This is a genomic window from Clavibacter sp. A6099 (genome assembly GCF_021919125.1).
Classification (GTDB): domain Bacteria; phylum Actinomycetota; class Actinomycetes; order Actinomycetales; family Microbacteriaceae; genus Clavibacter; species Clavibacter seminis.
Map to the genome: position 1 here is coordinate 58,813 of NZ_CP083439.1, position 13,792 is coordinate 72,604.

Genomic DNA, 13,792 nt, shown 5'->3' on the forward strand with positions numbered 1-13,792 from the left:
GGTGCCCGTCCGGGTGCCCCACCACGAGAGGCTGCACGCGATGACGCACACGAGACTCGTCCGGAACATGACCATCGGGGGCGCCGCCGCGGCCGCCCTCACCCTCCTCGCCGCGACGCCCGCGTCCGCCGAGACCACCGTCCCCGAGCCCGACCGCTTCACGAGCGCGTTCACCGTGATGGCGACGCCCGACCAGGTGCTCAACGCCGACGGCGTCGCGACCCCCGGCGAGCCCGGCGCCACCGGCCGATTCGACCTCCGCCTCGACTCCGCGTCGAACACCATCTGCTACGACATCACCCTCACGGGCGTCACCGGCGAGTACAAGAGCCCCGCGAAGACGGCCACGCACATCCACCAGGCCGCCGTCGGCAAGGCCGGCCCACCCCGCATCGCCTTCCCCAACCCGGTGGACGCCGGCGACGGCACCCGCACCAGCTCCGGCTGCATGCAGGGCCCCTTCACGACCGGGATCATGAACGCGCAGAACCAGGACACGGGCACGGGCTTCACGGTCGCGCAGATCGAGGCCGACCCGGCCTCGTTCGCGGCCGACACCCACACCGCGTCGTTCACGGCCGGTGCCGTGCGCGGCCAGCTGACCCAGGTGCCGGTCGGCGGTGTCGACACGGGCGCGGGCGGATCCGCCACCACGACCTCGGCCCTCCCGCTCGTCGCGGGCGGCGGTGCCGTCGCGCTCGCCGCGGCCGGCGTCGTGCTGATGCGCCGCCACCGCGCGCAGGAGTCCTGATCCCCGTGCACCGCAGCCCGGCTGGCGCGTCGCCCGCGCGGCGCGCCCGCCGGGCCGTGGTGCTGGCGGCCGCGCTGATCCCGCTGGTCGCGCTCGCGGGCTGCGCGCCCGCGGAGCCCGGAGCGGCACCGGGTGCTCGCTCCGCGACGTCGCCCGCAGCGCCGTCCGCCCCACCGGCCGCCGCGTCGAGCGCCCCGCCCACGACCTCCCCCACGGTCGTGCAGGGCCTCGGCGCGGTCCCCACCCGCGTCGCCATCCCCGCCATCGACCTCGACCAGCCGCTCATCGACCTCGGGATCGCCGCCGACGGCCGGATGGAGGTGCCCGTCGACTTCGACGACGTCGGCTGGTTCACGGGCGGCGGGCGTCCCGGCGGTCGCGGGCCCACGGTGATCGCCGCGCACGTCGACTCGCGCGTGGGACCCGCCGCGTTCGGCCGGCTCGCCGAGCTCGGCGTGGGCGACGAGGTGTCCGTGCAGGACGTCGACGGCGGATCCACGCGCTACGCCGTGACCGAGGTCGCCGACTTCGCCAAGGCCGACTTCCCGACCGCGCGTGTGTTCGGCGCGCAGCCCACCGACCAGCTCCGCCTCATCACCTGCGGCGGGATCTTCGACCGGAGCGTCGGCCACTACGAGGACAACCGCGTCGTGTTCGCGGAGCCCGTGGGCTGATCCGCGCGGCGCGTGCGCGGGTCAGGCGGCCGGATCCTCGGGGCCCTTGCCGCCCGCATCCGGCAGCCCCGCCCGCAGGCGCGCCGTGCGCTCGCGCACCAGCTCGAGCCGGGCTTCGTCGAGCGCGGCGGATGCGGCCCGCGCCCGTCGGCCCGCGCGCGCGAAGCGGACGAGCGCCACGAGGGCGATCACGATCGCGACGATGACGGCGACCGTGACGACCGACCAGACCACGTCGTACGCCGCGGGCAGCAGGATGCTGGGCGGCTCGGTGCTCTCCATGTCGCGCATCCGCTCAGGCGATCGGATCGGAGGGCCCGGCGCCGGGCCCGTACGGCCCGCCGTTCCCGTCGCCATCATCATCCGCCTGCAGCCGCGCGGTCTGCTCGCGGATGAGCTCGAGCCGGGCCTCCTGCAGCGAGGTGGTGACGAGCAGCGTGCGGCGCGCGACGAGCGCGAGCCGGATGAGCACGACGGTCGCGACGATCGACAGCACCGCGAGGGCGAGGATCACGAGGACGTAGAGGGCGATGCCGATCCCGGCGCCGGAGTTGGAGATCATCCCCCGAAGCTATCGGCCGGGACCGCTCCCGCACGAGGGGCCGCCCGCATGGGGGCGGACGCCGACGGGCCCGGCCCCGTGGAGGAGCCGGGCCCGTCGGGCGTGCGATGCGCGGGTCAGCGCACCTTCACGCCCGCGCTCGCCACGGCGGCGCGGTCGTACAGGTAGATGACGCCGCTCACGACCACGTGCACGGTGAGGCCGCGGTCGGCCTCCGTCAGCGTGTACGTCTTCGCGGTCGCGCCGGGGATGACCTTCCCGTCGCGCTTCCACTGGTAGCCGAGCTCCAGCGTCGACGGCTTCCAGACGCCGGGCTGCGCCGTGAGCGTCCGGCCGACGACGGGGTTGCCGGTGACGCGCGGCGTGCCCGCGGTGACGACGGGCTCGGCGACCTTCTTGGTCGGACCCGAGGTGCGGGTCTGCGAGACGTAGCCGTCGCGGGATCCGCGCACCGAGACCGTGATGCGGTGCCCGATGTCGTTGCCGCCCACCGCGTAGGTCGGCGTCTGGACGCCGGTCCGCACGCCGTCGCGGTACCACTGGTACTCGAGCGTCACGGGTGCGGGCTGCCAGGCGCCCGTGCGCACCGAGAGCGTCTGCCCGAAGTCGGCCGAGCCGACGATCGACGGCAGGGGTGCGGCCGTCAGGCGCTGCGCGCCGGGGGCGTCGGCCGTGACGCCGTCGACGTGGACGGTCAGGTAGGTGTCGGCGATGAAGCCGTAGGTGAGGTCGAAGCCGACGCGCTTGCCGTAGCCGGGCGTGACCGTGACCGATCCCACGCCGCCGACCTCCACGAACGCGCCGTCGTCGAGCTGGTAGAAGATGCGGCTCTCCTCGGGGGTGACCCCGTTGAGGGCCTCGCGGACGTCCCAGCGGAAGGTGACGGAGGGCCCGTCCACGACGACCTCGGGCGTGGTCTCGATCGTCCCGCCGACGAAGCGGGCCTCCTGGGGTGCGGAGGCCGTTCCGGTGACGGCGACGCCGTCCACCGTCCCGGCCACGCGCACGCTGAGCAGGTGCGTCCCGGCGGCCCCGGGGAGGTAGACCTCGTCGTCGGCGAGCCCGGAGACGCTGGTGTATCCGGCGGAGCGCCAGGTCCCGGTGCCGTCGACCTGGTACTCGTAGCGGAGGTCGCGGTCGGCGCCGTCGGGGAGGCCCGACAGGTCGGCGGTGACGAAGCCGTGGAACACCGGCGTGGAGCCGAACTCGAACGAGCTCGGCCGCACCTGGGGTGCCGGGATGCGGATGGCGGCGGCCGCGGCGCCGCTCGTCGAGTCGGCGGCCGGCGCGGGTGCGTCGGCGGCCTGCGCGGGCGCGACGCCCGCGAACGCGGTGCCGGCGGCGACCACGACGGCCAGGGCGGTGAGCGGGAGACGTCGTCTCGGTGAGGTGCGGGTCATGTGCGTTCCTTCCGTGCGGGCCGGGTCGCCCGTGCCCATGGTTCTCGCTGAGGTGGACTCCGCGCATCCCCCCCTCCGGGCCGCCCCCGGACGAGGCGTACCGTGGACGGGACCCGCCTCGCACCGACAGGAGCCCCCGCATGCCCACCGTCCTCCTCACCGGTTTCGAGCCCTTCGACGGCGACACCAGCAACCCGTCGTGGACCGCCGTCCAGGAGGTCCGCGACCGCTGGGACGGCGACGCCGAGATCCAGGTGCGGCAGCTGCCCGTCGACTTCGCGAAGGTCGACGACGCGCTGCGGGCGGCGCTCGCCGAGGTGGATCCCGATGTCGTGATCTCCGTGGGCCTCGCCGGCGGCATCGAGACGCTCGAGGTGGAGCGCGTCGCGATCAACGTCGACGACGCCCGCATCCCCGACAACACGGGGTTCCAGCCCATCGACGAGCCGGTCGTCGACGGCGGCCCGGCGGCGTACTTCAGCACCCTGCCGATCAAGGCGGCGGTCGCGGCCGTGCGCACCAAGGGGATCCCCGCGGTCGTCTCGCAGACCGCCGGCACCTACACCTGCAACCACGTCTTCTACCTGCTGATGCACGAGCTGCGCGACCGCCCCGGCACCCGCGGCGGCTTCGTCCACATCCCGTACTCGACGGAGGAGGCGATCGGCACCGACCGCCCCTACATGCGCATGGAGCAGATCGCGACGGCCCTCACGGCCGTGGTCCGCGCGACGCTCGCGAACGCGACCGACGTGAAGGTGGGCGGCGGGTCGCTCGACTGATCCGCTGAGCGAGGCACGGCCCCCGGTCTCCCGGCGTCCGCGCCTGGGGATCGGCGCGGCGGCTCCCCGGGCGCGCCGCCTACCCTCGCGGCATCCCCCTGGCAGTCGGTCACGCGGGTCGCGGCCGTCCGGTCTCGACCACCCCATCCCGTGACGCGGGTGTCGCGCATCGCGGTGCGCGCGCCGACCACGGATCCCGGGGCGGTCGAGAGGCTCCGCATGATCGAGATCGGGACACCCGCATGCACGTCGTGATCGCCGGCGGCGGCATCGCCGGTCTCGCCACGGCCATCGCCGTCCGTCGTGCGGGGCACGAGGCGACCGTCCTCGAGCGCCGGAGCGCCGCCGAGGTGACGGGATCCTGGCTCCAGGTCGCGAGCAACGGCATGGTCGCGCTGGACTCCATCGGGCTCGGCGACGCGGCGAGCTCTCTCGGCGAGGCCACCCCGCGGGTCCGCATCTCCGCGGCCGACGGGCGCCGGACGGCGGACCTGCCGCTCGGCCCGCAGCCGGGTGAGGGCCTCGTCACCCGCTCGCTGCGTCGGGCGGAGCTGCACACGCTGCTGCGGGAGGAGGCGACGCGCGTCGGGGCGCGCACGGTGCACGCGGCGCGCGTGACCTCCGTCGCGCAGGACGAGCGGGGAGCGAGCCTCGTGACGGAGTACGGGGAACGGCACGCGGGGGACCTGGTCATCGGCGCGGACGGGGTGGGCTCGGCGGTCCGGGCGGGTCTGGGTGCGCAGGCGGCCGGCCCCGCGGAGCGCGTCACCGGTCTGGTCTACGTCGGCGGCACGGCCCGGGCGGGTGCGCTGCCCGCCTCCGCGTCCACGCCGGGCACCCTGCAGTTCCGCTTCGGACGCGACTGCTTCCTCGCGTACGCGATCCTCGAGGACGGCACCACCGGATGGTTCGCGAACCCCCGCGTCCCCGTCTCCCGGCGCGGGTCCGCCCCGGGCGCGCCGCTCACGTCGGAGGACTGGGCGGATCTGCTGCTGCGGCTCGGCGCCCGGGACGCGCTGCCGCTCGAGCAGCTGATCCCCGCCACGCCGGACCTCGACTCCCGCTTCCCGCGCCGGGAGGCGCCTCCCGCGTGGGGCGCGCGCCGGGTGGTCCTGGTCGGCGACGCCGCGCACGCCATCTCCCCGTCGTCCGGCCAGGGCGCGTCGCTCGCGCTCGAGGACGCCGCCGTGCTCGGGCGCATCCTGGCCGGAGGCGCGGATCCGGTCGACGTCGTGGCGCAGCTCGCCCGGCGGCGCCAGGAGAGGGTGGCATACGTCATCGAGCAGGGCCGGTGGCTCGATCGGATCAAGCTCCTCGGCACGGTGGGCGCCGCGGTGCGGGATCGGGTCATCATGCCGCTCGCCGACCGCCAGGCCGCGCGAGGCCGTGCCGGGGCCGGATCCGAGCTCTACGACTTCGTGCTGGCCTGACGGCGCGGACGCGTCACGCCACCCGCGCGTCCGCCCCGCGCACCCGCAGCATGAGCAGCAGCCCCGCGAGCAGCACGATCACGATGCCGATGATCCCGAAGCGCGTGTCGCCCGTGATGGCCACCGCGATGCCGAACAGGCCCGGCGCCAGGAACGAGACCGCGCGGCCCGTGGTCGTGTAGAGGCCGAACATCTCGCCCTCGCGGCCGGCCGGCGAGATCCGCGCGAGGAAGGTGCGGCTCGACGACTGCACGGGGCCCACGAACAGGCAGAGGAACAGGCCCGTCGCCCAGAAGCCGGCCTTGGCGTCGCCGACGGCGAGCACCGCGGATCCGCCGAGGATGAGGCAGACGAGCGACACGAGGATCACCGGCTTCGCGCCGAACCGGTCGTCGAACCAGCCGGCCGCGAACGTGCCGATGCCGGCGACCACGTTGGCCGCGACGCCGAACAGCAGCACCTCGGTGGTCGTGAACCCGAAGACCTGGGCGGCGATGATGGCCCCGAACGTGAAGACGGCCGCGAGCCCGTCGCGGAACACGGCGCTCGCGACGAGGAACACGATGACGCGCGGCGACTCCCGGTAGAGCTCCGCGATCCGGCGGAACAGCGTGCCGTACGACGCGAGGATGCCCTGCCGCTTCCGCCCCGGCGCCGCCGGGATCTCGGGCACGCCCACCAGCACGGGGATCGAGAACACGGCGCACCAGATCGCGGCCACGAGGATCGCGATGCGCACGTCGAGCGCGCCACCCTCGGCTCCCGACGGCAGGCCGAGGAGGCCGGATGCGCCCGGCGTCCCGAAGTCGAAGAGGAAGAGGCCGAGCAGCAGCGCGAGCAGCACGATCCCGCCCACGTAGCCCATGCCCCAGCCGAGGCCGGACACGCGGCCGACCGTGCGCGGCGTGCTCACCTGCACGAGCATCGCGTTGTAGTTCACGCTCGCGAACTCGAAGAACACGTTGCCGGTGGCGAGGAGCACGGCGCCGAGCCAGAGGTAGGAGGGCACGGGCTCGACGAACACCATGCCGAGCATCGCGAGCACGACGATTCCGGTGTTGATCCCGAGCCAGAGGCGGCGGCGGCCGGATCCGTCGGAGCGCTGCCCGAGCACGGGCGCGAGCACCGCGATGAGGAGCCCGGCGATGGTGAGCGCGAGCGAGATCACGCCCGAGGTGTCGGCCTTCGCGGCCACGAGCGCCGGGTTGCGCGCGTCGTCGCCCGCGGCAGCGACGATCGCGGGATCCACGAACAGGCTGCTCGCGAGGTACGTGCTGAAGACGAAGGTGGTGACCACGGCGTTGAAGGCCGCGGATCCCCAGTCCCACAGCGCCCATGCGGCGACCCGTCGGCGGGGAGGGGCGGCGGGCTCGGGCTCGGCGACGGCGGCGGGCGCGGTGGTGCTCATGGTCGCAACCTAGTCGGTGGACGTGTCGCGGCAGGGTCGCGCGGCCGCGGAGCCCGCCCCTACGCTGGCCCGATGGACGGACCCCTCGAAGGCGGCAACATGAACCGCGTCGAGCGCGAGGGCGACACCGTCACCCGCGACGCCGGCCCGTGGACCCCGACCGTGCACCGCTGGCTCCGGCACCTCGCGCTCGCGGGCGTCGAGGGGATCCCGCAGCCGCTCGGCATCGAGGGCGGCCGTGAGCGGCTGGCGTTCATGCACGGCGATGTGCCCGTCTACCCGCTGCCGCGCTGGATCTGGGCCGACGACGTGCTCGCGCAGGCCGGCCGCCGCCTCCGCGAGCTGCACGACGCGAGCATCGGCTTCGCGCTCGACGGCGCGGTCTGGCAGTCGGTCACCAAGGTGCCGAGCGAGGTGATCTGCCACAACGACTTCGCGCCGCACAACCTCGTCTTCGCCGACGGCCGGCTCACGGGCGTGATCGACATGGACATGGCCTCGCCCGGCCCGCGCATCTGGGACCTCGCGTACCTCGCGACGCGCGCGGTGCCGCTCTCCGGCTCCGCGCAGGACGGCGCGCCCGGCATGGACGACGCCCGCCGCCGCGTCGCGCTGCTCCTCGACGCGTACGGATCCGACGCGACCTGGGCCGACGTCCTCCGCATCGCGATCCTCCGCCTGCACGACCTCGCCGAGATGTCGATCGAGAAGGCCGCCGAGTTGGGCAAGCCGCATCTCCGCGACGAGGCCGCCCACTACTCCGCCGATGCCGCGTTCCTCCACGGGATCCTCGACGCCGAGCGCGCGCAGCCGGGCCCGGCCTGACGCCTCAGCCGCGCGCGATCCGCCCCGCGACCTCCCGCAGCACGTCCGCGTCCTCGTACGCCAGCTCCATCCCGACCGCGTCGCCCACCGGGAACCACGCGACGCGCTGCCCCTCGGTGAGCCGGATGTCCTCCACCGCCACGTCGAGCCGTGCGGTGAACGTGTGCTCGATCCCGTAGGAGCGCGTGCGCGTCATGAGGTGCGCCACCTCGGCCGGCGGGATCCGCGCGCCCAGCTCCTCCTCGACCTCCCGCACGATGCACGCGAGCGGCGTCTCGCCCGGCTCGAGCATGCCGCCGGGGATCGCCCACATGCCGGGGAAGGGGATCGTCGGGATGTCGTCGCGCAGCTGCAGCAGGATCCGCCCGGCAGCGTCCACGAGCACGACCTGGCAGCCCTCGCTCACGCGGATGCGCCCGCGTCCGGTCCGTCGATGGTGTGCGCGGTCATGGCGATCGCGGCGCGCGCGATGTCCTCCGCCGTCTCCTCGGTGCCGAGCGCGGGGGAGGCCCGGAGCGCCACGGCGGCCGCCTCGCGGTAGTCGGCCTCCATGCGCGCGAGCGTCTTCCGGCCGGCGGGGGTGAGCTCGAGGAAGACGCTGCGGCGGTCCCGCGGGTTCGGCACGCGGTCGAGGTGCCCGGCGCCGACCAGCCGGTCGATCACCGCGGTCACCGCGCCCGTGCCCATCGAGATCTCGGAGGCCAGGTGCTTGGGGGTCATGCGGTGGAGGTCGCCCACCACGCTGATCACGGTCAGGTCGGTGGCGTTCATCCCGATGTCCTGCGCGATGCGCGTGCGCAGGTGGCGCTGCGCGGTCTCGATCATGTGCAGCGCGTTGGCGAGGGCATCCACGGCCGCGGCGTCGTCGCGGCGGCGTGCGGTTCTCTCCGGGGTCATCTCGGGTGTCCCTGCGTCGGTGGATCGGGTGTATCCGGGGGCGGTCCAGCGACTGTAACGCGCCAGGGCGGCCGCCACGGCGGCCGCATCCCCTCGGCGAACGCGTTGCCCCCCGCAGTGGGGGGATTGCGCGGAATGCGAGTAGCTGTACATTCGAGTTACTCGCACAGCGAGTCACCGAGCTTCCTTCCTCAGGGGCTCACCCAGCCCCTCCCTCCCCCTACAGACCCGGAGTCAGACCATGTCGCACCACATCGCCGCCGCCGCCAAGACCAAGCGCGTCCGCTTCGCCCCGCTCGCCATCGCCGGCGGCGTCGCCGCCGCCGTCCTCCTCTCCGTCTCGATGTCCGGCACGCTGTCGGGCTTCGTCGCCTCGATCACCAACGACACCAACACGGCGGCCTCCGGCTCGCTCGTCATGCAGGAGTCGCAGGCAGGCGCCACCGGCGCCCCGACCGTCACCTGCCTCAGCACGAGCGCGACGTCCGGCGTCGACTCCAACGCCGCCACCTGCTCCACCATCAACAAGTTCGGCGGCTCGACCACGATGACCCCCGGCCAGACGGTCACGAGCGTCGTGAACATCAAGAACGTCGGCACCTCCAAGGCCTCGACCTTCACGCTGACCCCCGGCGCGGCCTGCACGCAGACCAAGAACGGCACCGTCAACGGGTCGGCCACCGACTTCTGCGCCAAGCTCAACGTCGTCATCACCGCGGCCGGCAGCGCCACCCCCGTCTACTCGGGCACCGCGGCGGCCCTCGCCGGATCCTCCGCCAAGACGCTGACCGCCCTCGCCGCCAACGGCAGCACCGACTTCACCTTCGCCGTCACGCTCGACGCCTCCGCCGGCAACACGTACCAGGGCCTCGGCGCCTCGCTGCCCCTCACCTGGACCTTCGCCGCCTAGTCCCCCAGTCCGCCAGCCCACCCAGCTGGATCCCCCGCGGGGCCGCCGAGAGGCGGCCCCGCACCCCTCGACCCGGGAGGTGCCCCATGACCGACATCCAGGACCGCTCGCCCGCCCCGACGGCAGGCATCGCTCCGATCGACGCCCTCGAGCTTGAGGCGGAGCTCGCCCTCGACCTGGAGCTCCCCCTCGACCTGGAGCTCGACCTCGAGCTGGACCTCCTCGCCGAGGAGCTCCTGCTCGACCCGGCCGCCCCGGTGCTCCCGGACTCCGGCCTCACCGCCTCCGTCCTCCCCGTGCGCGGCGCGACCCGCCGCGCCGCGCGCACCTCCCGCACGATCCGCCGCCGCACCGTCCTGATGTGGGCCGCCACCGTCCTCCTCACCGCCCTCGTCGCGGTGACGCTCCTCTTCCAGGCGTCCGGCGGCCGCTGGTTCGTCGTGCAGACCCCGTCGATGGGCACCACGGCCCCCGTCGGCACGCTGCTGCTCACGACCCCCGTCCTCCTCGAGGACCTGCACGTCGGCGACGTCGTCAGCTTCCACCCCTCCACCACGCCTGACGAGACCTACACGCACCGCGTCATCGCGGTCGACGCCGACGGGATCACCACCCGGGGCGACATCAACGGCGCCGTGGATCCGTGGAAGACCGACCAGGCGCACCTCGTCGGCGAGGCCACGACGATCCTCCCCGGCTTCGGCTGGCTCGCGAAGGGCGTGCCGCTGCTGCTCGCCGGCCTCGTCATCGTCATGGTGCTCACCCGCCCCATCGGCTCGCCGACGCACCGCGCCTCCCTGCGCATGCTCGGCGGCGCGCTCGTCGCCGCGCTCACGGTCTTCCTGCTCAAGCCCTTCGTCGGCCTCGTCGTGCTCGACGCGGCGACCCGCGGCAGCGACGTGGAGGCGACCGTCGTGTCGACCGGCATGCTCCCCATCCGCATCGCGGCCGAGGGCGGCACCCACACGACGCTCGCCGCGGGCCAGGTCGGCACGATCACCGCGCCCGCGGCGGAGGCGGGCCGCTTCCACGACGTGACGTCCACGCTCGACCTGCCGCTCTGGGGCTGGGTCCTCTTCTCCGTCCTCTGCGCGCTCCCCCTCATCTGGACCCTCTCGGTCGGCCTCCCCGCCGAGCGCGAGGAGCGCCGCGCATGACCGTCGCCGCCCGCCTCGCCGCGATCGCCGCGTCCGTCTCCGCGGTCGCCCTCGGCGCCGTCCTCCTCCTCGCGCCCGGGACGAGCGGCGCGTACACCGCCGCCATCACGAACACGAACAACACGGCCGCGTCGTCCGCCGCCTTCTTCACCTGCTCGAGCGCCTTCGCGGCCGACAAGGCCAATGCGCTGTTCGCGTACCCGCTCAACGAGGCGAGCGGATCCACCCGGGCCGTCGACGCCGCGAGCGGCGCGTACCCCGGCACCTACCGGGGCGCGATGATGAGCGACACGACCAGCGCGCGCGCCTGCGCCCGCGACACCGGCGGTGCATACGTGCTCGACGGCTCCGACTTCGTGACCAACGCGCTGCAGACACAGGGCCCGGCGACGTTCAGCACCGAGGTGTGGTTCAAGACGACCGTCAAGGGCGGCAAGCTCATCGGCTACGGCAACTCGCAGGCCGGCTCCTCCTCCGCCTACGACCGCCACACCTACGTCTCCACGACGGGTCAGCTGGCCTTCGGCACCTACAACAGCGGGTACCAGACGATCACGAGCTCGGCCAACGTGGCCGACGGCGCCTGGCACCACGTGGTGGCCACGATGTCGCCGGGCACGGGCATGACCCTGTACCTCGACGGCGCCCGCGTCGCGCAGAACACGGGCTTCACCGCGCCGGAGAGCAACAGCGGCTACTGGCGCATCGGCTACGACAACGTGTCGGGCTGGCCGAACGCGGGATCCGCCTACTTCGTCGGCAGCATGCGGTTCGCGGCCGTGTACAAGACGGCGCTCACCGCGGCGCAGGTCCAGAACCACTACGCCGCCGGCCGCTGACGCGACGACGGGACGGTCGCGTGACCGTCCCGTCGTCCGTGCGTGCGATGGATCAGCTCGCGGGCACCACGTCCCAGTGCTCGCGGATGAGCCCGCCGTCGACCCGGAAGATGTCGGCGGCGAGGAACGGGTCGTCGGCCTTCGCGCCGACCGGCTGCGAGAAGGTCCAGACGAGGTCGTCGTCGGCGATGGAGATCACCGACTGCTGCGCCGGGAACTGCGCGCCCCCGGAGAAGAAGGCCTTGAGCGCCGCCGTGCCGTTCGCGGCGACCGTGTTGTGCTGCAGGTACGCCGGGTCGAACGAGCGGTCGAGCACGCTCGCGTCGTGATCCCGGAAGAGCGTGTCGTAGGCGCCCACGGCCAGCTGCCGGTTCGCCTCCTCCTGCTGCTCGGTCAGCTCGGGCGCGTCCGCCTTGCCCTCGTAGAGGTCGCTGAACATCGTGTTCGTGTTGCCGCTCGCGGGCTTGCCCTGCGGGATCGGCTGGTCGAACGTCCAGCGCGCGGTGACCTTTCCGTCCGCGAGGCGGAAGAGGTCGACCGCGGCCTCGCCGGTGCGCTCGTCGTCGGGGTTCGAGGCGACCTGCCAGTGCACGGCCACGAGGTCGCCGTCGGCGGCGATGTGCTTGATAACGGCGTGCGCGCCGGGCACGCGCTGGTGCGCCGTGGCGAACTCGTCGAGCACGCCGCTCGGGCCGGCCTTCGCCCCGGAGCCGTTCGCGGTCGAGTCGGGGGCGACGGCCGCCAGCACGGCGGCCTGCGCGCCGGCGGAGGCGGGATCCGGGAAGGCCGCGGTGAACAGCGTCGAGATGATCGTCGCGTTCCGGTCCTCCGTGTCGGAGTCGGTGCGGTCGGCCGTCGTGCCGCCGTCGCCCGCCGAGCTGGGAGCGGTGGTGGCGACGGCGGTGGTCGCGTCGGGCGTGGTGTCGGAGGCGGCCGAGGCCGCGCCGGGAGCGGAGCATCCGGCCAGGACGACCACTCCGGCGAGGGCGGCGGTGCCGCGGGCGAGCAGGGAGACGGGGATTCGTTGAACGCTCATGCACGTACGATGCGACCCGCGGCTGGGAGCCTCCGATGTGCATGGATGCGGCGCTCGCGGGCTTCTCCTGCTAGGCCACGCGCGGGGCGCGTCATCCGGTCACGAGCTCGCGGGGCCGCCCGCCCGCCCGATCGCCCCTCCGTTCCGAAGCCCATCCGTCGGGTCCGAGTCACCTGGCAGGGGCCTCCTCGTTGCGCATGCGAGGGGGCTTCCCTGCGTCCGGGGCCGGGATCCTGCCGCGTGCGCGCCGCGCCGCCCGCCGTCGCCGTCGTCTTCGCCGGCTCCCGGGCGCACGACGAACGGCCCGGCGTCGTGGGCCGGGCCGTTCGTCGTGGTGCTGTCCCGGGGTCGAGCCCGGGAGAGGTGCTACTTGGTGTTGACGGTGATCTTGGCGATGCCGACGACGAGCTGGTCGGTGACGGCGGTCGTGCCGAACGTGCTGTTCAGGAGCGACGCGGCGTCGGGGCTGACCTTGACCGTGGTGCCCTCGAGGACGGCGTTGTCACCCTCCATGGCGAGGGGCTTCAGGGTCGTGCCGTCGAGGTTGAAGATGTAGACGTCGTTCATGACGGCGCCGTCGCCGACCTGGACCGAGCCGGTGAGGCGGCTGGTGCCGGGGTCGATGACGAAGTCGGTGAGCTTCACGACGGTGGAGCCGGCGGTGAGGCTGATGCCGGAGCCGGAGTGGTCGATCTCGCCCTGGACGTAGGGGCGGTAGGACTGCTCGGGGTCGAAGTACTTCACGTTGCCGCCGGTGATGGGGAACGCGAGGGTGCCGGTGGCGCCGTCGAGGGTCGCGGTGCCGATGACGCCGGGGGTCAGGCCCAGGGTCGTGAGGGCGCCGGTGAAGCCGGAGTCGAGGGTGACCTTCGTGTCGACGCCGGTGAGGGTGGGGATCGTCGCGAGGGGCGTGGGGTTGGCCTCGGTCGTCGCGGTCGCGGCGGGCTTGGAGGAGGTCGAGGACGACGGGGTCTCGGCGGGGGTCGAGCAGGCCGCGAGGCCGACGACGAGGAAGCCCGCGGTGGCGAGGCCGAAGACGGACTTGGTGAGGTTGCGCATGATGGATCCTTTGTTCTCAGGGCGGCCGACGTGGTCGCCGGTTGGAGTCGGATGGTGCTTCG

The 13,792-nt window shown here is 73.8% G+C and carries 16 protein-coding genes; 8 read left to right on the plus strand and 8 right to left on the minus strand.

Annotated features, from left to right (window positions below; translation table 11 throughout):
- The first annotated feature begins 40 nt into the window (after positions 1-40).
- Together KYT88_RS00275 and KYT88_RS00280 are read left to right on the plus strand one after the other, a co-directional pair.
- Positions 41-751 carry a CHRD domain-containing protein gene (locus KYT88_RS00275; RefSeq protein WP_043583574.1) on the plus strand — a complete coding sequence of 237 codons (711 nt, stop codon included), beginning with the start codon at positions 41-43 and terminating at the stop codon, positions 749-751.
- Between the two features lie 5 nt (positions 752-756).
- Positions 757-1,425 (plus strand): class F sortase, encoded by a 669-nt coding sequence (locus KYT88_RS00280; protein ID WP_237583712.1) that lies wholly within the window; start codon positions 757-759, stop codon positions 1,423-1,425.
- A 21-nt stretch (positions 1,426-1,446) separates the two neighbouring features.
- Here KYT88_RS00280 and KYT88_RS00285 read toward each other — a convergent pair whose 3' ends face one another.
- The 3 genes from KYT88_RS00285 to KYT88_RS00295 all read right to left on the minus strand — a co-directional run bounded on the left by KYT88_RS00285 (position 1,447) and on the right by KYT88_RS00295 (position 3,387).
- Complete coding sequence (locus tag KYT88_RS00285) at positions 1,447-1,716, minus strand: hypothetical protein (protein WP_167332591.1); 270 nt, start codon at positions 1,714-1,716, stop codon at positions 1,447-1,449.
- A gap of 4 nt (positions 1,717-1,720) precedes the next feature.
- On the minus strand, positions 1,721-1,987 hold the full coding sequence (locus KYT88_RS00290; protein WP_119374231.1) for a hypothetical protein: 267 nt from the start codon (positions 1,985-1,987) through the stop codon (positions 1,721-1,723).
- Positions 1,988-2,103: 116 nt separating this feature from the next.
- On the minus strand, positions 2,104-3,387 hold the full coding sequence (locus tag KYT88_RS00295) for a hypothetical protein (RefSeq protein ID WP_043583573.1): 1,284 nt from the start codon (positions 3,385-3,387) through the stop codon (positions 2,104-2,106).
- A 140-nt stretch (positions 3,388-3,527) separates the two neighbouring features.
- Between KYT88_RS00295 and pcp the strand changes: the two genes are divergently transcribed.
- A complete protein-coding gene (gene pcp / locus KYT88_RS00300; RefSeq protein ID WP_043583572.1) occupies positions 3,528-4,169 on the plus strand; it encodes a pyroglutamyl-peptidase I in 642 nt (213 codons plus the stop codon).
- Between the two features lie 242 nt (positions 4,170-4,411).
- Positions 4,412-5,599 (plus strand): FAD-dependent oxidoreductase, encoded by a 1,188-nt coding sequence (locus tag KYT88_RS00305; RefSeq protein WP_043583570.1) that lies wholly within the window; start codon positions 4,412-4,414, stop codon positions 5,597-5,599.
- Between the two features lie 13 nt (positions 5,600-5,612).
- Here KYT88_RS00305 and KYT88_RS00310 read toward each other — a convergent pair whose 3' ends face one another.
- The gene (locus tag KYT88_RS00310) at positions 5,613-7,007 is read right to left on the minus strand and encodes an MFS transporter (protein ID WP_043583568.1); all 1,395 of its coding nucleotides are present in this window, start codon (positions 7,005-7,007) and stop codon (positions 5,613-5,615) included.
- A gap of 72 nt (positions 7,008-7,079) precedes the next feature.
- On the opposite strand from KYT88_RS00310, the gene KYT88_RS00315 reads away from it, so the two are divergent.
- Positions 7,080-7,832 (plus strand): phosphotransferase, encoded by a 753-nt coding sequence (locus KYT88_RS00315; protein WP_043583566.1) that lies wholly within the window; start codon positions 7,080-7,082, stop codon positions 7,830-7,832.
- Between the two features lie 4 nt (positions 7,833-7,836).
- Here the strand turns inward: KYT88_RS00315 and KYT88_RS00320 are convergent, their stop codons facing one another.
- Complete coding sequence (locus KYT88_RS00320; protein ID WP_043583564.1) at positions 7,837-8,238, minus strand: NUDIX hydrolase; 402 nt, start codon at positions 8,236-8,238, stop codon at positions 7,837-7,839.
- Positions 8,235-8,729, minus strand: a complete 495-nt coding sequence (locus tag KYT88_RS00325) for a MarR family transcriptional regulator (protein WP_043583562.1) — start codon at positions 8,727-8,729, stop codon at positions 8,235-8,237. The genes KYT88_RS00320 and KYT88_RS00325 overlap by 4 nt, the downstream gene beginning before the upstream one ends.
- A gap of 241 nt (positions 8,730-8,970) precedes the next feature.
- On the opposite strand from KYT88_RS00325, the gene KYT88_RS00330 reads away from it, so the two are divergent.
- The 3 genes from KYT88_RS00330 (at position 8,971) to KYT88_RS00340 (ending at position 11,635) form a co-directional block, all read left to right on the plus strand.
- A complete protein-coding gene (locus KYT88_RS00330; RefSeq protein ID WP_043583560.1) occupies positions 8,971-9,639 on the plus strand; it encodes a COG1361 family protein in 669 nt (222 codons plus the stop codon).
- Positions 9,640-9,725: 86 nt separating this feature from the next.
- Positions 9,726-10,796, plus strand: a complete 1,071-nt coding sequence (locus tag KYT88_RS00335; protein ID WP_043583558.1) for a S26 family signal peptidase — start codon at positions 9,726-9,728, stop codon at positions 10,794-10,796.
- On the plus strand, positions 10,793-11,635 hold the full coding sequence (locus KYT88_RS00340; protein WP_043583555.1) for a LamG domain-containing protein: 843 nt from the start codon (positions 10,793-10,795) through the stop codon (positions 11,633-11,635). Before KYT88_RS00335 ends, KYT88_RS00340 begins: the two co-directional genes overlap by 4 nt.
- 52 nt (positions 11,636-11,687) lie before the next feature.
- On the opposite strand, the gene KYT88_RS00345 is transcribed toward KYT88_RS00340, so the two are convergent.
- Together KYT88_RS00345 and KYT88_RS00350 are read right to left on the minus strand one after the other, a co-directional pair.
- Complete coding sequence (locus KYT88_RS00345; protein WP_043583553.1) at positions 11,688-12,671, minus strand: nuclear transport factor 2 family protein; 984 nt, start codon at positions 12,669-12,671, stop codon at positions 11,688-11,690.
- Between the two features lie 366 nt (positions 12,672-13,037).
- The gene (locus KYT88_RS00350) at positions 13,038-13,730 is read right to left on the minus strand and encodes a hypothetical protein (RefSeq protein ID WP_237583713.1); all 693 of its coding nucleotides are present in this window, start codon (positions 13,728-13,730) and stop codon (positions 13,038-13,040) included.
- Positions 13,731-13,792 lie beyond the last annotated feature (62 nt).